The following is a 20,322-nucleotide window of genomic DNA, read 5'->3' on the forward strand; positions in this document are numbered from 1 at the left end:
TGTAATTAACTTTTATATTTAAACCATTTGATTAATTCTTTGTAACTAGCCTTCTTGCCATGCATTAATATTCCAACACGATAAATTCTGGCTGCAAACCAGGTTGTTAGAACAAAGCCTAGTATTAGTAATATAGCTGATACAATAATTTGCCAAGTTGGCACTCCAAATGGTATGCGGACTAACATAGCGATGGGGGATGTAAAGGGAATAAAGCTAAGCCAAGTCGCGACAGTTCCATGTGGATTATTGATTAATACACCGAATGATAGTGCATAAGTCAATAGTAATGGCATAGTAATCGGTAAGGTGAATTGCGAAGCTTCAGTTTCACTATCCACAGCAGACCCTACTGCAGCAAATAGAGCGCTATATATTAGGTATCCACCTAAAAAGAAAATAAAAAAACAGCCTATTATTAAAGGTAAGTTTACAGTTTGAATTAATTGAATTATCTCACTTATTGTTTCTTCAGTTATAACTGTTTCATCTTGGCTTAAGACTTCTGTGTTTTTTGATGAATTTACTTGCTGTGTATTGTTTTTAAGGAGTTGATTCGTGAAATCTTCTTTAGAAACTAGGGTGTTGGATACAATTAAAACTAATGAAATAGAAACGAAAATCCATAATGCAAATTGTGTCAATCCTACTAATCCAATTCCTATGATTTTCCCCATCATTAGTTGAAATGGTTTGACCGAGGAAATTATTACTTCTATGATTCTATTGCTTTTTTCTTCAATTATCCCTCTCATCACCTGTGAGCCATACAAGAATAATGAAATGTATATCAATACAGAAAGGACTAATGCGATGGCCATAGAGATCTCTGTATTAGATTCTATTGTGTTCCCGTTTTCTGAGATTTCTTTGGATTTTATTTTTACATCGGATTTAATCGATCGCCTTATTTCACTTGTAATACCATAAGACTCGTACTTTTTATCTTTTATAATACGATTTAGACTATCACTTATTTCAGATTCTATGGACAGATTAGGTTTGTCATTTGAGAGAAACTCTACTGTTTCGCTTTCATAAAAATCTGTTGGAATGTGTAATATGCTAGTTCTGCCATCTTCTTTATTCAACTTGCCAATTTGATGTTGCAAATCATTGCCTTCTTTAAGATAAGTTACATTTTTAGAAGAATTCAACTTATGAATGACATCTGCAGAATCATCTACTACATAAACATAGGAATGGCTCTCGTCAAAGCTTTTCTTGGTCAAAAATATTACACCAACATACATCCCAATAAAGAATAATGGTACTAAAAATGTCGTAAGTAAAAAAGATTTTTTGCGTACACGTGTTAGATATTCACGTTGAATAATGAGTCTAATTTTGTTCATGAATCGTTGCGTGTGTTTGTGTTACTTTTTCAATGAAAATATCGTGAATTGTTGGTACGATTTCTTTGACTTGATGAATTTCCACTTGTGGTATTAAAAAGTTCAGTACATCATTTAATTGAAATTTAGGATTAATCTTTATGTCGATCTGAACTTGTTCTTCTTGCGCATTCAATTTGATTAAATCATAATATGGATTATCATGATTTAATATTGAACCCTTGCTTACAAAGTCAATGCAATAAGATTGATTTTTATATAGCTTTTTTATGTCTTTGACAGATCCATCTAATATTTTTTTTGATTTATTTATTAGCGCTATATTGTCACAAAGTTCCTCTACTGTCTCCATTCTATGTGTAGAATAGATGATTGTTGCACCATTTTTATTTAATTCTAATATTTCGTCTTGAATTATTTGTGCATTAACTGGGTCAAATCCAGAGAAAGGTTCATCTAGTATAATCAGTTTAGGATCATGTAGTATAGTCGCTATGAACTGAACTTTTTGTTGCATACCTTTACTCAGATCTTCAACCTTCTTATCCCACCAAGAGGTGATGTCGAGCTTTTCAAACCAGTGATTTAGTCGCTGTTTGGCTTCTGATTTATTCAGGCCTTTTAATTGTGCTAAATAAATCATCTGCTCACCAACTTTCATTTTTTTATACAGACCTCTTTCTTCTGGAAGATATCCAATCTGTTCAATATGTTTGGGAGACAACAACTCGTTGTTAAAATATATTTCTCCAGCATCGGGTGCTGTTATTTGATTGATGATGCGTATTAAGGATGTTTTACCCGCACCATTTGGTCCTAAGAGTCCAAATATTTTTCCTTCAGGAATGTCAATAGATACATCATCTAAAGCCCTGTGATTGGCATATTGTTTTACAATGTTTCTTAATGAGAGCATATTCAAAATAAGTAACCACTAAAATAGGAATAATTAACCGATGTTTAATGGCGAAGTCAGGCAGCGTTTATATTTCTTAAAATTAATTCTACCTTTGCTTTATGTTAGTAAAATCCGCAGAATTCGTTTGTAGCAATACACAAGTCGAAAAGTTGCCAGCACAAGATTTGCCAGAATATGCTTTTATCGGTAGGTCTAACGTGGGTAAATCCTCATTAATCAATGCGTTGACAGGTAAAAAGAATTTAGCTAAAACATCTCAGAGACCAGGTAAAACACAATTAATAAACCATTTTATTATTAATGATAATTGGTATTTAGTGGATTTACCAGGGTATGGCTATGCACAAACTTCAAAAAAAAATAGAGAAGAATGGGGGAAGTTTATAAGGTATTATCTAACACGCAGAGAAAATCTACAATGTATTTTTGTGCTCATTGATTCAAGATTAGAGCCTCAAAAAATCGATTTGGATTTTTGTTGTTGGTTGGGGGAAAAAGGTCTTCCATTTATGCTTATTTTCACCAAGGGTGATAAGCAATCGACTGTGAAGTCAGATCAAAATATGGCTAAATTCAAACGTGCTTTATTGAAGTATTTTGAAGAAGTTCCCCAACGTTTTTTGACATCTTCAGAAGAAAAAGTAGGGTTGGATCCTATTTTGCAGACTATTGATGAAATAAATTCTGGATTTGAGCCGCCAATTATTGAAGAAGAAATATGAAAAAATATATGTCTTTAGTGCTTTTTGCACATAGCATATTCGCTCTACCTTTTGCATTCATTGGTTTTTTTTTAGCCATTAGTACAACTGATTTTGAATTTAAATGGTCTTTATTAGGCTTAATGTTATTGTGCATGGTGACAGCACGAAATGCAGCAATGGCTTTTAATAGATATTTGGATCGTGATATAGATGCTCTGAATACGCGGACTGCGGTACGCGATATTCCTGCTGGTCGAATTAGTCCAAGACAAGCTTTAATGTTTACCATAATAAATTGTGTTGTGTTTATTATTGCAACATATTTTATCAATCCTATGTGCTTGGCTTTGTCACCGATAGCACTATTTGTGGTGTTGTTTTATTCCTATATGAAACGGATTTCACCACTTTGTCATCTGGTTTTAGGATTAGGGTTGGGGTTGGCTCCAGTTGGAGCATATATGGTCGTAACTGGACAATTCGGTTTAGTACCTGTACTTTATGGCTTAGCCGTTTTGACTTGGGTCAGTGGTTTTGATATAATATACGCATTGCAAGATGAAGGATTTGATAGAGCAAATGGATTAAATTCTATTCCTGCAAATTTTGGAAGTGTTAAGGCACTGAGGATATCAGAAGTTCTTCATGTTCTATCTTTTATATTAGTTGTACTACCTGTTTTTTTTATTGAAGTAGGAATATTGTATTATATTGGTGTTGTGTGCTATGCTGCCTTATTAATATATCAGCATCGGATAGTGAGCCCAAATGATTTGTCTCGTGTAGATAGAGCATTCATGACTACAAATGGGATAGCATCTGTGGTATTTGCTGTGTTTTATTTATTAGATGTGGTTAGTGGGCATTGGATTTTTTAACATAATTATTTGGTTAATTGACAAAAAATATTGTCATTCCATTTTGAAATAATAATATTTGCAGAAATCTTAAGATATTAAATGGCTAAAAATTTATTAATTGTAGAGTCGCCTGCAAAGGCAAAAACGATAGAGGGTTATCTTGGAAGTGACTTCTTGGTGAAGTCAAGTTATGGGCATATTCGTGATTTGGTGAAAACTGATGATGCAATTGATACCGATAATAAGTTTGAACAAAAATATGAGGTTCCGGCTGATAAGAAGGCTGTAGTCAGTGAATTAAAGAAATTAGCAAAAGCTGCAGAGATGGTTTGGTTAGCGTCCGATGAGGACCGTGAAGGGGAAGCTATTTCTTGGCATTTATATGATACTTTAGGATTGAAAGAAAACAATACTAAACGTATTGTTTTTCACGAAATCACAAAACCAGCGATTCTTAAAGCCATAGAGTCGCCTCGTAAGATTGATTATAATTTGGTATATGCGCAACAAGCGCGTCGCGTGTTAGATAGATTGGTAGGTTTTGAATTATCACCCGTGTTGTGGCGTAAAGTGAAACCTTCTTTGTCGGCAGGACGTGTACAATCCGTAGCTGTTCGTCTTATCGTAGAGCGTGAACGCGATATCAATAAATTTAATGCAGAAGCTTCATTTAAGATTGTTGCGATTTTTAATACGGGCAAAGGGAAGGAATCATTCAAGGCGGAATTGCCACATCGTTTTGCGCAAAAAGAAGAAGCCGACAAGTTCTTGAATGATTGTATCAATGCGGCTTATTCTGTAACGAGCTTAGAAAAGAAGCCTGCAAAACGCAATCCTTCAGCACCGTTTACGACTTCTACTTTGCAACAAGAAGCAAGTAGAAAATTAGGTTTTTCAGTAGCTCGTACTATGCAAGTTGCACAACGATTGTACGAAGCTGGACATATCACCTATATGCGTACCGACTCGGTAAACTTATCAGATACCGCGATCAGAGGTGCACAAGATGAGATATTAAAAGCTTATGGTGAAAAATACCATAAACAAAGACAATATAAAACGAAGTCTAGTGGTGCTCAAGAAGCGCACGAGGCTATTCGTCCTACCTATTTTGCGAATCATTCTATTTCCGCAGAGCCTTCAGAAGTTCGTCTTTATGAACTAATTTGGAAACGTGCTATTGCGTCGCAAATGAGTGAAGCTGAGTTTGAGAAGACTGTTGCAAAAATATCAGTGTCAACGCGTAATGAAGAGCTTACTGCTACTGGCGAAGTCATGAAATTTGATGGTTTCTTGAAAGTATATATGGAGTCTGTTGACGAAGAAAATGATAACTCATTGGATGAAGATTCAGATAATGCGTTGTTGCCAGCTTTAGAGGTGGGTCAGGTATTAAACCTGAATGAAATGACTGCTACTGAGCGTTTTTCAAGACCTCCAGCACGTTTTACAGAAGCTTCTTTAGTGAAGAAGTTGGAAGAACTAGGTATTGGCCGTCCTTCGACATATGCACCTACTATTTCTACTATTCAAAACCGTGGATATGTGGTGAAAGAAGATAGAGATGGAAAGCCAAGAGACTACAAAGTTTTAACATTATCGTCTGGAATAGTTACTGAAGTTAAAAAGACTGAAATAACTGGTGTAGAGCGTAGTAAGATGTTTCCTACTGACATCGGCGTCTTGGTTAATGATTTTCTAGTAGAGCATTTTAAAGGTATTGTTGACTTCAATTTTACTGCGAAAGTCGAACGTGAGTTTGATGAAATCGCACAGGGGAATAAGGAGTGGACAGATATGTTAGAAAGCTTTTATAGACCATTTCACGAAGAGGTTGAAGATACATTAGAAAACGCAGATCGTGCTACACATGAGCGTGAATTGGGAGTGGATCCTGTTTCAGGTAAGCCTGTTACAGTACGTGTAGGTCGTTTTGGCCCTTTAGTACAAATTGGAGCACAGGATGATGAGGAAAAACCTCAATTTGCTTCTTTGCGAAAAGGTCAAATGATTGAAACAATAACTTTTGAGGAAGCAATGGAATTATTCAAACTTCCTAAAAAAGTAGGTGAATTTGAAGAGAAAGAGATGACTGTTGCAATTGGTCGTTTCGGACCATACATTCGTCACAATTCGGCATTTTATTCTTTACCAAAAGGTTTAGACCCTTTGGATGTTACAGTTGATCAAGCGGTAGAGATAATCAAGGAAAAGCGCCAGAAAGATATAGAAAAAGTAATTCGTGTATTCGAGGAAAATCCTGAAGCTCAGATTGAGAAAGGACGTTGGGGACCTTTTGTACGCTTTGGTAAGCAGAATCTGAAAATCCCTAAGGGAATTGAAGTAGACGTAATTACATATGAAGATGTGCTTAAATGGGCTGCTGAAGATCCTAAAGCACCTAAAGTCAAAGCAACAAAAACTTCAGCGAAAGCTAAAACAGCTACAAAAAAGACAGCAGCTAAGAAAGCAACAACAAAAGCAGTGGCGAAAAAGAAATAGGGATGAAGAAGGATTTGCCGATTAATATAGTTGAAGATATATCCATAGCGGTTGTTTTGGAGAATTCTACTCCTGATTCAAAAAGCTGGACGGTATATTTAATTAATGAAAAGAATGTCGATTTAACCAATGTAATAGTGTCTTCACGTGGATATGGTGAAAAAGATGGGCGGGAAGTGAAAACTTCGACTTTACGTCACTTTTTAGGCGATATTTCAGCTAAGAGTTCAGTACAAATTGAAATTATTGATACGCAAGTTTTCGGATTGACTAATGAATATTGGTTGAGCTATTATGTTGATAATACAATATTTGATAAAAAATATATTTTCTTTCCAGAAAGTATTGTTGATGAGAATTTATCCAAAGTTCCATTAGTTAATAAGCCAGGTGTAATCATAGGAGGAAATAATTAGAACATGGTGAGGGAGAATTTTATAATTGCAATTGACGGCTTTTCCTCTTGTGGTAAAAGCACAGTAGCAAAATCGATAGCGAAAAAACTAAACTTTGTTTTTGTGGACAGTGGTGCGATGTATAGAGCCGTAACACTATATTTCTTGCGTAATAAAATTAGCTTTACAGATTCTGAAGCAATTAATTCAGCTTTGGAAAATATTCATATTGATTTTATTCCAAATACAGAGAAAACACAAATCTTGTTGAATGGCGAAGATATTTCAGATGAAATTCGTCAGATGGAGGTTTCGGAAAAGGTGAGTGAAGTGAGTGCAATTAAGGAGGTGCGTAGAGCAATGGTGGCACAGCAACAACAGTTGGGGGCACGACGTGATATTGTCATGGACGGACGTGATATTGGGACTACGGTTTTTCCAGATGCAGATTTGAAATTGTTTATGACAGCCGATCCAATGGTTCGTGCAAATCGTCGTTATACTGAGTTGATGGCGAAGGGTGAGCGAGTGACGTTGGAAGAAATTATTGAAAACTTAGCTCATCGAGATAATATTGATAGTACACGAGAAGAAAGTCCTTTGCGTCAAGCTGAAGATGCTATTGTGCTTGATAATTCGAATCTAACACAACAACAACAGCTAGATTTTGTATTGAATCTGTACAATCAACGCAAATAGCGTTATTGAATCAAAAATATTACTTATTTTAAAAGACTTTTGTTTATTGAGGCAAAAGTCTTTTTTTATTTTAGCTAATTATAAATTTATATCATGAACCGCAAAGATTTTATCCGACGAACATCTACATTATTAGCTTCGACTTTGGTGGTGCCGGCTTTAGCATCTACTTCTAAAGATCGATTTGTGTCTTCACCTACAATCAAACTTAAGAAGGGAATTAGCTATTATATGATTAAGGATGATTTGTCTGTGCTTGATAAATTCAAATTGGTAAAAGATCTGGGTTTTCATGGAATAGAAATAAATTCCCCGGCCGTATTAAATACCAAAGAATTATTGGGTGCGCGGGATGCAACAGGAATAGAAATCTTAGGAACGGTAAATAAGGATCACTGGTCCCAACCTCTTTCTAGTCCAGATGAGCAAATCCGTAAAGGAATTATTGATTCTGTAGCTAAATCATTAGAAGAGACGAAACGATTAGGCGGAGGGACAGTGTTGGTTGTGCCTGCCGTTGTCAATGCTTCTGTTTCTTACGAATCGGCTTACATGAGAGCGCTTGAAAGCATCCGTCAACTTATTCCGTATGCAGAGAAATATCAAGTTAAAATAGCTTTGGAGAACGTTTGGAATAATTTTATTTTGAGTCCTGTGGAGGCTAAAAGATTTATAGATGAAATCAATCACCCATTAGTAGGTTGGTACTTTGATGTTGGCAATGTTTTGCGTTATGGATGGCCAGAACATTGGATTGAGGCTTTAGATCATCGTATATTTAACGTACATATCAAAGAATTTAGTCGCAAAGTGATGAATGAGCAAGGCTTAGGCAAAGGTTTTGGTGTACCACTTACTGAAGGAGATATTGATTGGAAAGTAGTGATGGAAGCTTTGAAAAAAGTGAATTATTCTGGCGAATGGCTTGTGTTGGAGTTGGGAAATGGTGATAGAGCGCAGCTACAAGATTTTTCTACACGCTTGGATAAGATTATTTCCTTTAATAAGTAGATAAAAATATTTGAAATAAAATCTAAATTATACTTTTATTGGGACTCTAATTGTAAAGTGGAGCGAAATATTTTTTCTTAATTTATAAACTCTTTCGTAAATTTCAGTTGCGTTGTGAATGGGTATGTATTGATCAATTTGTAAAACTCTAGTTTAATATTAATTGATTTATCATTTTTCATATAAAACGGCTTTATTCTTTTTTTACTATAAACTTAAATAATATATACAATGAGCTTATTTGATAAATTGCGAAATGAATTTGTTGATATAATTGAATGGATAGATGATTCTCAAGATATCATTGTTTGGAAATTCCCAAGATATCAAAATGAAATAAAAATGGGAGCACAGTTGACTGTACGCGAAGGTCAAGCTGCTATTTTTTTGAATGAGGGCACTATTGCTGATGTTTTCATGGCTGGTCGGTATGAGCTTTCTACACAGAATATGCCTATCATGACTACGTTGCGTGGCTGGAAATATGGATTCAATAGCCCATTCAAAGCAGATGTATTTTTTGTAAGTTTACGTCAATTCACAAATCAAAAGTGGGGGACCAGAAATCCAATTATGTTGCGTGACGCAGAATTTGGCCCTATACGTTTACGTGCTTTTGGAAATTATGCATTCAGTATCAAAGAGCCTGTAGTGTTTTTAAAAGAAATAGCGGCTACTAATCCTGATTTTTCAGTTGATCAGATCAATGAGCAATTGAGAAATTTAGCCGTTTCTCGTGGGATGGATGCAATTGCCGAATCTAAAATTCCGGTACTTGACTTGGCTTCCAATTACGACGAAGTGTCTCAAATAATACAAGGTAAGATAACACCCGAGTTTAACGAAATAGGGTTAAACTTAAATAAGTTTTTAATTGAGAACATCTCTTTACCAGAAGAGGTGGAGAAGATGTTAGATAAACGAAGTGGAATGGGAATTGTAGGGGATTTAGGTGCTTTTGCTCAATTTCAAGCTGCTAATTCCATGGAGAAAGCTGCAGAAAATCCTAATGGAGGAGGAATAATGGGCGCGGGAATGGGTGCTGGTCTAGGTATGGGTATGATGGGACAGATGGGGAATGTTTTTCAAGAACGTAAATTTGAGGGAAACCAGCAGCAACAAGGGATAACTAATCTACCGCCTCCATTGCCTAATCAGGATCAGAAAAGCTATTTCTATGTAGCGCAGGGGCAACAACAGGGGCCTGTGTCGTATGAGCAAGTTAAGTCTTTAGTAAATACTGGCTCTATTCAGAAAGATACTTTGGTGTGGTTTGCTGGTTTGGAGGCTTGGGAGAAAGCAAGTGACAACCAAGATGTCAGTGCATTGTTTGCGAATACACCACCACCTATCCCAGGGGTTTAATTCAGTAGGCTATATGTCTTTTGAAAATAAAACGACTGAGGTTAAGAAGAATCTGAGATGTGCTGAGTGTGGTGCTCCAATGCATTATTTGCCTGGCACATCTTCGCTATTGTGTTCATATTGTGGGACAAAAAATGAAATTCCTCAGTTAGACCAGATTGAGCTGACAGTTGATTTATCACCAATTCCAATTCAAGAGTATACAGATTCTATTTCCAATAAAAGCGAAAGCCTAAATCAATTAGCAGAAGTAGCTAGCTGTACAAACTGTGGAGCGACTACAACAATGGATGCGCATATTGTATCGACAAACTGCCCATTTTGTGCTTCACCTTTGGTCATTGATCATCATATGGAGCATGTCCTACGGCCAAATGCTATTTTACCCTTTGGAATCGATTATAAACAAGCATTATCAAACTTAAAAAAGTGGGGCGACACATTGTGGTTTGCGCCTAATGACCTTAAGCATGTGCTTAATGCCCATTCTGTTAGTGGGTTAAAAGGTATATATATTCCATATTGGAGTTACAATACGTACGCCGTATCTGCCTACGATGGTGAACGTGGAGAGTATTATTATGTGTCGCGTACAGTACGTGATAGTGATGGTAAGACAAGAACTGTTCAGGATCGTAAGACGAGATGGTACGATGTTTCAGGTAGCGTTTCAGGACAGTTAGATAATATTTTGATCAGTGCATCTACATCACTATCACAAGAAAATTCAAATAAAGTAAATTCATGGAATTTGGATAAGTTAGTACCTTTTGATGAGCGATATTTGAGTGGTTTTTTAGCACAGACTTTTCAACTAGATCATCAAAAGGGTTTCGACCTTGCAAAGACTGTAATCGATCAAGAAGTTAGTTCTTGGATTTATCAAGATATAGGCGGTGATGAACAACGTATAAATGACTACAATATTCAATTAAGTGACATTACTTTACGTTATATTCTTTTGCCATTATATATGTCCTCCTATAAATACAAAGGCAAAACATATAATATACTCATAAATGCATTTTCGGGTCGTGTGTATGGTGATCGACCTTATAGCTTCTGGAAGATATTTTTCTTAGTATCAGCTATATTAATTGTTTTGGGATTCTATTTTGCATTTACAAGTTAGATCACGCTGTGGGTTTTGTCAATGTGAAAATTTGGCTTGGTTATTGTAACCTATATATCAAATGAATAAAGGAAAGGTAAAATATGATAAAAAAAGAAAAGAAAACAATCTTAGACAGAAATCCTTACATGTATTATGTTACTAATTGGGGATTTGTAGAACAACCAAACAAAACAAATAAAAAAGAAAATCAGAAACGTTAACAGTAGAGTTAACTTTCTGATGAAAGAAAAAAAATGATGTGCTTTTCGAAACGAAAGCATTTTTTCGTTTATAGACCTTCCTAAAATTAAATTCTTCTTTTCTCTTAACAATTTTTAACTCCTGTCAAATTAAACGTTTTGATGGTTCGAATATCTATTATGGTATAAGTTTTAAAAAGAAAGGAGAAAAAATGAAAAAGTTTCTATCATTAGCTATAGTATTATCGGGAATTGGACTTGGTGCTTTTGCACAAGAAGGTGTAAAAAGACATACTAGCGAAAAAAAATCATATGTACGTAAGGAATATGTTCATAAAGATATGGTGAAGTTATCACCTGAACAAATTGCTGAAAAACGTACTGAAATGTTTGATAAGCAATTGAACTTGACTTCTAAACAACGCAAAGAAGTCTATAAATTACAGTTAGATCAAGCGAAGTATTTAAAAAGGAAACAGGAAATAAAGAAAAAAGAGCGGGAATTGGCTCATAAAGAAAGAGACGAACATCGTAAAAAATTTGAAAAGCTACTTACTGCAGAGCAAAAAAAGCTATTAAAGGACAAAATGGCTAAACGTTCTGATGTTGATTTTAAGAAAGGAAAAGAGGGAGAGGGACGTAAAGATTTTCATAGAGGGGAATCAAAACGTAGATTAGATCGAAAAGTTGGGTAAGACCCATAGAAGATCAATGTAGTGATATTGAAAATGACAAAAGCAACTTATTGGTTGCTTTTGTTTTTTATTTTAAGATAGTCTAGACATCTTACTATATGTTGTGAAAATTTTTTTATTAAAATAGAGTCAAACTTTGCAGTTTGAGTCTGATATCAGATTAATCTTCAATCTGAATGTGGTCATCGCCATCGTAAAGCCATTCTTCGGTGCCGATTAATGCTTCTAAACATGTAATTTCTAAATCTTTAATCATATTCTGTTATTTTATATTTCAAATATAGAATACAATTGTTAGTGTTGTATTAGTTTGGTGTTAAATTTAAGTTAAGTGGGTTTAGCTTAATATACGTCCATCAAGGTAGAACCAGCAGTTTTGTGTACGCTTGAAAGTTGATTGTTCATGATGAACTTTAACATCTAAATTTACGTCTAGATAGTGAGCTTTAAATTCAACTGTGGTGTCTGTAGATTTTAGGACTTCCAAGTGCATCCATTTATTTTCTTTCGCCCAATTTTCAATATCTTTTTTACTTTGAAATCTTCTCGTATTCGGATGAAAGGTGTCGTAAATGAATTCAATATTTAATTTAACAAAAGCGCAGTACCTAGAACGCATAAGTTCTTCTGCAGAATTAGCATTTTTCGGATTAGCATGAATGCTATTACAACACTCTATATAGCTTTTACTACTACCGCAGGGGCAATTTTCTTGTTGAGACATTGTCATAATATTTAGTGCAAACATACATTTTCTCAATTAAAATAAGGATTAAATGAATTATTGGATTTATAATAAAAATGTGACAAACTATTTTGCTAATTATAACGTTGTTGTATATAATTAGAGAATAAATATGAGTGCATTAAAAAATGAAATAATTGGATCATGGAAGTTGTTGTCATATATTGAGGTTCCTGTCGGTGGAGAAGAATATTTATTCCCATTAGGGAATAATCCAAAGGGTCTTTTAATTTATAGTCCAGATGGGTGTATGTCTGTGCAGATATCTGTAAAAGATCCAATACGATACGATTCGGATGATCGATTTTCAGTTGATGATAATAAAATTGCGACTCGTGTAAAGGGATATATTGCTTTTGCGGGTAAATATACTACAGATAATTTTTTGTCTCAAGTAACCTATCATATTGAAACTTCATTAAATCCGAATTGGGAAGGGGCTAAGCAGGTACGTAAACTTGATTTTGAAGGGGATGTCCTTTATCAGAAATCTGTTGAACCAATTCCTTCTGATGGGCAAATGGTTCATGCATATATGACTTGGCAAAGAGTTTCAAAGCTATTGGAAGACGATGAAAAAATAGGAGATCGGGTAGAGGAGTCGTATTAAAGAAGAAAGGGTTAGTTTATTATAAACTAACCCTTTCTTCTTTTATTTTGTAGTGATGAATTTATTCTCACCTTCGACTTTAATATCGATTAAATCTTTCTGACGTAGACTTTTGGTTGTGGTGTCCCACTTTTTCCCAGATAGACCTGATTTGTCTTTTGCTTCTGTTAGAGATTGTTTTTCTTCAGATAGAATTGCTAATACAATTTTCTCATCTTCAGAAAGCTCTACTACAGGCTCTGTTTTTTCAGGGCGCATTTGAGGGAAGAATAACACCTCTTGTATAGAAGCATTGTTCGTTAAGAACATAATTAATCTATCCATACCAATGCCTAGACCAGAAGTAGGGGGCATACCATATTCTAAAGCTCTCAAGAAATCTTGATCGATGAACATTGCTTCATCATCACCTTTTTCCGAAAGTTTTAATTGATCTTCGAAACGTTCACGTTGATCTATAGGATCATTCAACTCTGAATATGCATTTGCAATTTCTTTTCCGCATACCATTAATTCAAAGCGCTCAGTCAATTCTGGATTGTCTCTGTGTTTTTTTGTCAATGGAGACATTTCAACTGGGTAATCTGTGATGAATGTAGGTTGAATGAAGTTACCTTCACATTTCTCACCAAAAATTTCATCTATTAATTTGCCTTTGCCCATCGTATCATTCACGTCGATACCCATTCCTTTGGCTGCTACACGTATTTCATCTTCTGATTTGCCAGTGATATCAAATCCTGTAAATTGTTTGATTGCATCAGCCATCGTTACACGTGGGTAAGGTGCTTTGAAATCAATTTCATGTTGACCAAAAGTAGCTTTTGAGGTACCATTTACTTCTGTAGCGCAGTGCTCTAGTAAGCGTTCTGTGAAATCCATCATCCAATTGTAGTCTTTGTAAGCTACATAGATTTCCATGGCTGTAAATTCTGGATTGTGTGTACGATCCATACCTTCGTTACGGAAGTTTTTGGAAAATTCGTAAACACCGTCGAAACCACCTACGATCAAACGTTTTAAATATAATTCGTTTGCGATACGTAAATATAATGGAATGTCTAAAGCGTTGTGATGGGTGATAAAAGGACGTGCTGTAGCACCACCAGGTATCGCTTGTAATACAGGAGTCTCAACTTCCATATAGCCTGCTTCATTAAAGAAATTACGCATTGCAGTAAATAACTTCGTACGTTTTACGAAGATTTCACGATTTTGTGCATTGACAATCAAATCTACATAACGCATTCTGTAGCGTTGCTCTGGATCTGTAAATGCATCAAAAGTTTTTCCTTCCGCTTCTTTTACAATAGGCAGTGGACGTAATGATTTTGTTAAAACAGTAAGTTTTTCTGTATGAATAGAGATTTCACCCGTCTGAGTTGTAAAAACATACCCCTCAATACCTACAATATCACCTATATCTAATAATTTCTTGAATACTGTATTATAAAAAGTTTTGTCTTCTGCTGGACACAAGTCATCACGTTTGACATAAGCTTGAATACGACCTGTTGAATCCTGTAGCTCAATAAATGAAGCATTACCCATGATTCTACGGCTCATAATACGCCCTGCTATACGGATGCTTTTATAATTGATTTTATCTCTTTCGTAGTTTTCTAGTATATCGGCTGCACTGACATTTACCTTGTATTCATCAGCTGGATAAGGGTTTATACCTAGATCGATGATGCCTTGTAGGTTTTGTCTACGTTGTAGTTCCTGTTCGGATAGTGAAATACTCATGTTTTTATCAATTTTCAAATAATGAGCAAAAGTAAGAAAAAGTGAAGATAAAATTGATTTTATATATTATTATATGCTGAAATAATGTAATTTTGTATTCAATTCGGAATTCATAGTTAGAGTCAATAAAAATAACGAAGTGTTGATAAATATTATTTTGGAATTCATTTTAAAATAAGTTATCTTTGCACCTCAAATGTTAGCATATATAGTAATCATAAGATAAAATGAAAAAAGATTTACATCCATCAAACTACAGATTAGTTGTATTCAAAGATATGTCAAATGACTATGCTTTCTTAACTAAATCATGCGTAGATACAAAAGAGACAATTACTTGGGAAGATGGTAACGAATATCCAGTTGTGAAATTAGAGATTTCACACACTTCACACCCTTTCTATACTGGTAAAATGAAATTGGTTGATACTGCAGGTCGTATCGATAAATTCCGTAGCCGTTACAACAAGAAATAATTATAATTTAACGATTATATATTCAAAAATCCCGATATGTATTTATCGGGATTTTTGTATTTTTAACCCATGAGTATTTCCCTTGTTTTATACGATCGATTTGAGGGTAGAAACGATTTATTGCCATTGGTAGCAACTCGTCCTATTGGTAACTTACGTTTAGGTGCGTTTACATTAGATCAAAAGTGGGGATTTATATTCGATACGGTTTCGTCTTATTTGACAGAAGAATATCTTTCCAAAAAATTCCCTTTAAAGACAGTTTCAGAAAAAGTTTTAGTAATTAATGCAGCGGCTTTACCAAATAAAAATTTGGTAAAGAAATTGAAGAACCTTAGCCTAAATGAGAGATTAATAGACTCTAATGGTGATTGGATTGCTTTTGTTTCAACTGTAAATTCTAGTGAAGAGATCATTCAGCTGTTGGAAAGTGATGAATTTGATAATATTGTTTTTGAAGAGGAATACAGTAGGTTAAAGTATCTAGAAGATATTTTTACATATAATGCTACGCAAATTGAATTTGATGTAGAACTGTTGAATGGTTTGGACTATGAATCAATTTCTTCTGGAGTCTATTCTGCAGCATCTGCGGTCATTTGTGAAAATGTTACTTTGGACTCTACTAAAGGATCTATACTTATATTTGATGATGCCATCATAGAGTCTGGAAGTGTAATTCATGGTCCAGCTGTGATAGGCAAACAATCTCGTGTAAAATCTGGGACTGTAATATATTCAAATGTGACGGTTGGTGACAAGACTACAGTAGGTGGTGAGTTGAATAATACGGTGATTTGGGGTAATTCGGCAAAAGGACATTATGGTTATTTGGGGTGTGCAGTAATTGGAGAAGGTTGTAATCTGGGAGCGGGGACTTCCAATTCCAATTTGAAAAATGACTGGAATTCAGTGAAACTTTACTCTTACCAATACAATAATTTTCGAAATACGGGGTTATTAAAATGTGGAGTCTTTATTGGTGATCATAGCATGATTGCGATTTCTTCAAAAATTAATACTGGGACAGTTATTGGTATAGGTTCACAGATTGCGATGTCGAATTTTATTCCGAAATTTGTGCCTGATTATTCGTGGTTGTCCGACAGTAAGTTCGATAGCTATGATATCGTTAAGTTTTTGGATATGATGAGACGTAAATCGGATGTAAAAAAGGAAAGCTTTACAGCGGATGATATAGCCATATTAGAATATATATATAAGAAAACAACAGGTTTAAGAAATTATTAATCAACCTTAAATAAATTAAATATGCGTAAGAAAATCGTTGCAGGAAACTGGAAAATGAACTTGAATTATGAAGAAGGTGTAAGTCTTTTTTCGGAGATTGTTAACATGGTAAAAGATGAGGTCGTAGGAACACAAGAAGTAATTGTTTGTTCACCTTTTATTCATTTACCTACTGTAGCTAAATTGTCAGAAAATGTTAAAAATGTAAATATTGGATCACAAAATATTCATCAAGCTGAGTCGGGAGCATTTACAGGAGAGATTTCAGCTTCTCAAGTGAAGTCTGTCGGTGTTGAGTATGTTATCTTGGGACACTCGGAGCGTAGAGCATATTTTGCGGAGTCAGATGCTTTGTTAGCAGAAAAAACTAATGCAGCATTAAAACACGATTTAAAGCCTATTTTTTGCATTGGAGAAACTAAAGAAGAACGCGAGTCGGGTAAGTTTTTTGATGTTATCAAAACGCAATTAACCAATGGTGTTTTTCACTTAAGTAAAGAAGAGTTTGCTAAAGTTGTATTAGCTTATGAGCCAGTATGGGCTATTGGTACAGGTTTGACTGCTAGTCCAGAGCAAGCGCAAGAGGTACATGCTTTCATTCGTGAGACTGTTGAAAATCAGTATGATGCAGAAATTGCAGAAAACACAACTATTCTGTATGGTGGTAGCTGTAATCCATCTAATGCATCTACATTATTCTCGCAGAAAGATATCGATGGTGGATTGATCGGTGGAGCTTCTTTGAAATCAAGAGATTTCTTAGATATTGTTAAAGTTTTTAATGCATAATAATGAAATATACTGCGGTTAACTTTGTGAGTACGGATATTCAAGATTGGCAGAAGGACTTGTTAATAGCTGAATTAGCCGACATCGGCTTTGATACCTTTGAAGACGCTGAAAATGGATTCTCGGGATATATCCCTAGTTCTAATTTGGATTTGCAAGCTTTAGAGACGCTGCTGTTAGGTAAAGTTGTTGATTATCATCTTGATTATACTGTTGCGGATATTAAAGAGGAGAATTGGAATGCCTTATGGGAAAGCAATTTCAATCCCATTATTGTCGATGGTATGTGCTATGTTCGTGCTACTTTTCACGAAAGTAAACCAGAGTATAACTATGAGATTATTATAGATCCAAAGATGTCGTTTGGAACGGGACACCATCAAACGACGTCTATGATGCTGTCTTATATCTTGGAAAATGAATTCAAAGATAAGAAAGTGTTGGATATGGGTTGTGGTACAGGTATTTTAGCAATCTTTGCATCTAAGAAAGACGCTAACACTGTGTTAGCTGTTGATTATGACGATATTTGTGTAGAGAGTGTAAAAGAGAATTCAGAGCTTAATAATATTGAAAATATAGAAGCTATGTTAGGTTCAAAAGAGGTGATAGCTGACAAAAAATTCAATACAATTTTAGCTAATATTAATAGAAATATTTTATTAGATCAGTTGTCTACTTATGCAGCTTGTTTAGAGCAAAAGGGAGAGTTGTATATCAGTGGGTTTTATGAAATTGAGGATCTTCCAATTTTAAAAGCTGCTTGTGCTAATAACGACCTAACTTTCGTTAGCCACAAAACATTGGATAAATGGTGTGCTGCTAAATTTGTTAAGGAATAGCATATGCGTATTCACTTTATAGCAATAGGTGGAAGTGTTATGCATAATCTTGCAATTAGTTTAGCAAGATTGGGGCATCAAATTACGGGGTCTGATGATCAGATCGTTGAGCCTTCTAAGTCAAACCTTTTGGAAGCAGGGTTATACCCTAAAGAAATTGGTTGGAATACGGATAAAATTTCAGAAGATTTGGATGCTATAATTTTGGGTAAACATGCGGAAGCTGATAATCCAGAGTTACTAAAGGCTCAAGAATTAGGCGTCAAAATATATTCTTTTCCCGAGTTTATATACGAACAGTCTATAAATAAAATTAGGGTCGTCATAGCTGGTACATTTGGTAAGACAACGATAGTAAGCATGATCATGCATGTGCTTAAAAGGTTAGGTAGGGATTTTGATTATGTAGTTGGTGCGCAATTAGAAGGCTTTAATTCATTGATTAAGTTAACTTCCCAAGCTCCGATTATCTTAATAGAAGGGGATGAGTACTATGCATCGTCTATTGATGATCATTCAAAATTTCATTATTATCATCCAAATATTGCCTTGATAAGTAATGTACATTGGGATAGTTATAAAATGGAGGTTCCAGAAGATGTATATTTTCAGCAATTTGAAGATTTTATAGATACTATTGTTCCAAAAGGGACATTAGTCTACAACAAGGAGGATGCTGATGTTTTAAAAATCGTCGGAGAGACCAAAGATTGTAAGATAAATAGGCATGGATACAAAATGCCTACTTATACTATTAATAAAGGAATTACCTATTTGGAGGTAGGAGAAGAGCAAATTCCTTTAAAGGTAATTGGTAAGCAAAACCTTTCAAATATTGCTGGTGCCTATACTGTATGTGAATGGTTAGGTATCAAAAGGTCTGATTTTTATGAACATATACGAGATTTCAAAAGTTCCATTCGTTATTTAGAGTTCTTAAAGAGTAATGGTGAATCTGTTGTTTATCAGGATTTTGCGCATACTGCTTCTAAGCTTTTAACAAGTATTCATGCGGTAAAGGAGCAATTTGAGAATTATAAATTGTTAACTGTGATCGAATTAAATGCATACGATATATTGAATGAAGATAAACTGGAGTTGTATCGAGGGAGTATGGATGAGTCTGATGAGTCTGTGATTTTTTTTAATAAAAATAGTATTAAGGAAAAAAATATAATTCTAAGTAATATTATAGAAAGGTTGTTTTCGACATTTAGTCATAGAAAAATGACTGTAGTGACAGATTTGGATGAGTTGTATTCTTTCTTGGAAGATTTTGATTCACAAGGTTTTAATATGTTGTTTATGAGCTCTGATAGTAATGCTCGGGTAAATGTGTTAACTTTTGCAGATAAATTTTTGTCTTATTAAATCAAAAAAAAGCAATAAAATTTTTTTAATCTACTATTTTTTTTTTAAATTGCACGTTAATTAATAAAACATTTACCAAATGAATACTTTAGGGAAAAAAATTAGATTACTAAGACACCAAAAGGGGTGGAGTCAAGAAGATGTAGCAAAGAGATTAGATATTTCTATTCCAGCATTTTCTAAAATTGAAACAGGAATTACAGATGTTAATCTTTCGAGATTAAATCAAATTGCTAAGCTTTTCAATTTATCATTAGTTCAATTGTTATCTACATCAGATGCAAATGAAGAAAAAGAAAAATTTGAAGAGATTAATGAATTGAATCAAAAATTACAAGTTCGTGAATCAGAGGTTATCGACTTACAAAAGAAAGTAATCGATCTGTACGAGCAGCTACACAAGAAATAAAATGATAAGGGCAATTTGTAAAAATTGCCCTTATTTTTTGCTAGACTAGTAATCGTTTCTATATACTAGAAATCTTCATCTTCGTCATCAAAGTCATCGTACCCTCCAATAGAATCGATTTCGACATTAAAGTCATCATCATCGAAATCATCTTCATCATCTTCAGGACCGTTAAAATTGATTAAATTTTCATCAATTTCTAACTTTTCGATAGTTTCGTTCATCATAGCACTTCTTACTTTCAATTGATTATTATAACGT

Annotated in this window: 21 protein-coding genes; 16 read left to right on the top strand and 5 right to left on the bottom strand. The window is 34.5% G+C overall.

Features of this window, described 5'->3' with window-relative positions:
• Positions 1-5 precede the first annotated feature (5 nt).
• Both IPZ78_RS11450 and IPZ78_RS11455 read right to left on the bottom strand, forming a co-directional pair.
• A complete protein-coding gene (locus tag IPZ78_RS11450) occupies positions 6-1,355 on the bottom strand; it encodes an ABC transporter permease (protein WP_225553812.1) in 1,350 nt (449 codons plus the stop codon).
• A complete protein-coding gene (locus tag IPZ78_RS11455; protein ID WP_225553815.1) occupies positions 1,342-2,271 on the bottom strand; it encodes an ABC transporter ATP-binding protein in 930 nt (309 codons plus the stop codon). The genes IPZ78_RS11450 and IPZ78_RS11455 overlap by 14 nt, the downstream gene beginning before the upstream one ends.
• Positions 2,272-2,372: 101 nt before the next feature.
• On the opposite strand from IPZ78_RS11455, the gene yihA reads away from it, so the two are divergent.
• From yihA to IPZ78_RS11500, 9 genes are all read left to right on the top strand, one after another.
• The gene (gene yihA, locus IPZ78_RS11460; RefSeq protein WP_225553817.1) at positions 2,373-2,996 is read left to right on the top strand and encodes a ribosome biogenesis GTP-binding protein YihA/YsxC; all 624 of its coding nucleotides are present in this window, start codon (positions 2,373-2,375) and stop codon (positions 2,994-2,996) included.
• Positions 2,993-3,856: a UbiA-like polyprenyltransferase gene (locus IPZ78_RS11465; protein WP_225553820.1), complete on the top strand. Its 864-nt coding sequence runs from the start codon at positions 2,993-2,995 to the stop codon at positions 3,854-3,856. The genes yihA and IPZ78_RS11465 overlap by 4 nt, the downstream gene beginning before the upstream one ends.
• A gap of 81 nt (positions 3,857-3,937) precedes the next feature.
• On the top strand, positions 3,938-6,340 hold the full coding sequence (gene topA, locus IPZ78_RS11470) for a type I DNA topoisomerase (RefSeq protein WP_225553823.1): 2,403 nt from the start codon (positions 3,938-3,940) through the stop codon (positions 6,338-6,340).
• A gap of 2 nt (positions 6,341-6,342) precedes the next feature.
• A complete protein-coding gene (locus IPZ78_RS11475) occupies positions 6,343-6,756 on the top strand; it encodes a hypothetical protein (RefSeq protein WP_225553825.1) in 414 nt (137 codons plus the stop codon).
• Between the two features lie 3 nt (positions 6,757-6,759).
• Positions 6,760-7,434, top strand: a complete 675-nt coding sequence (gene cmk, locus IPZ78_RS11480; RefSeq protein ID WP_225553827.1) for a (d)CMP kinase — start codon at positions 6,760-6,762, stop codon at positions 7,432-7,434.
• A 93-nt stretch (positions 7,435-7,527) separates the two neighbouring features.
• A complete protein-coding gene (locus IPZ78_RS11485; protein WP_225553829.1) occupies positions 7,528-8,445 on the top strand; it encodes a sugar phosphate isomerase/epimerase family protein in 918 nt (305 codons plus the stop codon).
• A gap of 231 nt (positions 8,446-8,676) precedes the next feature.
• Positions 8,677-9,810 carry an SPFH domain-containing protein gene (locus IPZ78_RS11490; RefSeq protein WP_225553831.1) on the top strand — a complete coding sequence of 378 codons (1,134 nt, stop codon included), beginning with the start codon at positions 8,677-8,679 and terminating at the stop codon, positions 9,808-9,810.
• 13 nt (positions 9,811-9,823) lie between these two features.
• Positions 9,824-10,942: a zinc finger domain-containing protein gene (locus IPZ78_RS11495; RefSeq protein WP_225553833.1), complete on the top strand. Its 1,119-nt coding sequence runs from the start codon at positions 9,824-9,826 to the stop codon at positions 10,940-10,942.
• Between the two features lie 394 nt (positions 10,943-11,336).
• Entirely contained in the window at positions 11,337-11,819 is a 483-nt protein-coding gene (locus IPZ78_RS11500) for a hypothetical protein (RefSeq protein WP_225553835.1), read from the top strand.
• 337 nt (positions 11,820-12,156) lie between these two features.
• Here IPZ78_RS11500 and IPZ78_RS11505 read toward each other — a convergent pair whose 3' ends face one another.
• Positions 12,157-12,549: a YchJ family protein gene (locus tag IPZ78_RS11505; RefSeq protein ID WP_225553837.1), complete on the bottom strand. Its 393-nt coding sequence runs from the start codon at positions 12,547-12,549 to the stop codon at positions 12,157-12,159.
• 127 nt (positions 12,550-12,676) lie between these two features.
• Between IPZ78_RS11505 and IPZ78_RS11510 the strand changes: the two genes are divergently transcribed.
• Positions 12,677-13,174, top strand: a complete 498-nt coding sequence (locus tag IPZ78_RS11510; RefSeq protein ID WP_225553839.1) for a lipocalin-like domain-containing protein — start codon at positions 12,677-12,679, stop codon at positions 13,172-13,174.
• A gap of 42 nt (positions 13,175-13,216) precedes the next feature.
• Here IPZ78_RS11510 and lysS read toward each other — a convergent pair whose 3' ends face one another.
• Positions 13,217-14,923 (bottom strand): lysine--tRNA ligase, encoded by a 1,707-nt coding sequence (gene lysS / locus IPZ78_RS11515; RefSeq protein ID WP_225553841.1) that lies wholly within the window; start codon positions 14,921-14,923, stop codon positions 13,217-13,219.
• Between the two features lie 227 nt (positions 14,924-15,150).
• Between lysS and IPZ78_RS11520 the strand changes: the two genes are divergently transcribed.
• From IPZ78_RS11520 to IPZ78_RS11545, 6 genes are all read left to right on the top strand, one after another.
• A complete protein-coding gene (locus IPZ78_RS11520) occupies positions 15,151-15,399 on the top strand; it encodes a type B 50S ribosomal protein L31 (RefSeq protein WP_225553842.1) in 249 nt (82 codons plus the stop codon).
• A gap of 69 nt (positions 15,400-15,468) precedes the next feature.
• Positions 15,469-16,650 (top strand): putative sugar nucleotidyl transferase, encoded by a 1,182-nt coding sequence (locus tag IPZ78_RS11525; protein ID WP_225553844.1) that lies wholly within the window; start codon positions 15,469-15,471, stop codon positions 16,648-16,650.
• 21 nt (positions 16,651-16,671) lie between these two features.
• Positions 16,672-17,439, top strand: a complete 768-nt coding sequence (gene tpiA, locus IPZ78_RS11530) for a triose-phosphate isomerase (protein WP_225553846.1) — start codon at positions 16,672-16,674, stop codon at positions 17,437-17,439.
• Positions 17,440-17,441: 2 nt separating this feature from the next.
• Positions 17,442-18,281, top strand: coding sequence for a 50S ribosomal protein L11 methyltransferase (prmA, locus tag IPZ78_RS11535; RefSeq protein ID WP_225553849.1), 840 nt, complete (start codon positions 17,442-17,444; stop codon positions 18,279-18,281).
• A gap of 3 nt (positions 18,282-18,284) precedes the next feature.
• A complete protein-coding gene (locus IPZ78_RS11540) occupies positions 18,285-19,652 on the top strand; it encodes a Mur ligase family protein (protein WP_225553851.1) in 1,368 nt (455 codons plus the stop codon).
• A 79-nt stretch (positions 19,653-19,731) separates the two neighbouring features.
• Entirely contained in the window at positions 19,732-20,061 is a 330-nt protein-coding gene (locus tag IPZ78_RS11545) for a helix-turn-helix domain-containing protein (RefSeq protein WP_225553852.1), read from the top strand.
• Positions 20,062-20,126: 65 nt separating this feature from the next.
• Here the strand turns inward: IPZ78_RS11545 and IPZ78_RS11550 are convergent, their stop codons facing one another.
• Positions 20,127-20,288: a hypothetical protein gene (locus IPZ78_RS11550; RefSeq protein WP_225553854.1), complete on the bottom strand. Its 162-nt coding sequence runs from the start codon at positions 20,286-20,288 to the stop codon at positions 20,127-20,129.
• Between the last annotated feature and the right edge of the window lie 34 nt (positions 20,289-20,322).

The organism is Sphingobacterium bovistauri (assembly GCF_020295405.1).
Taxonomy (GTDB): domain Bacteria; phylum Bacteroidota; class Bacteroidia; order Sphingobacteriales; family Sphingobacteriaceae; genus Sphingobacterium; species Sphingobacterium bovistauri.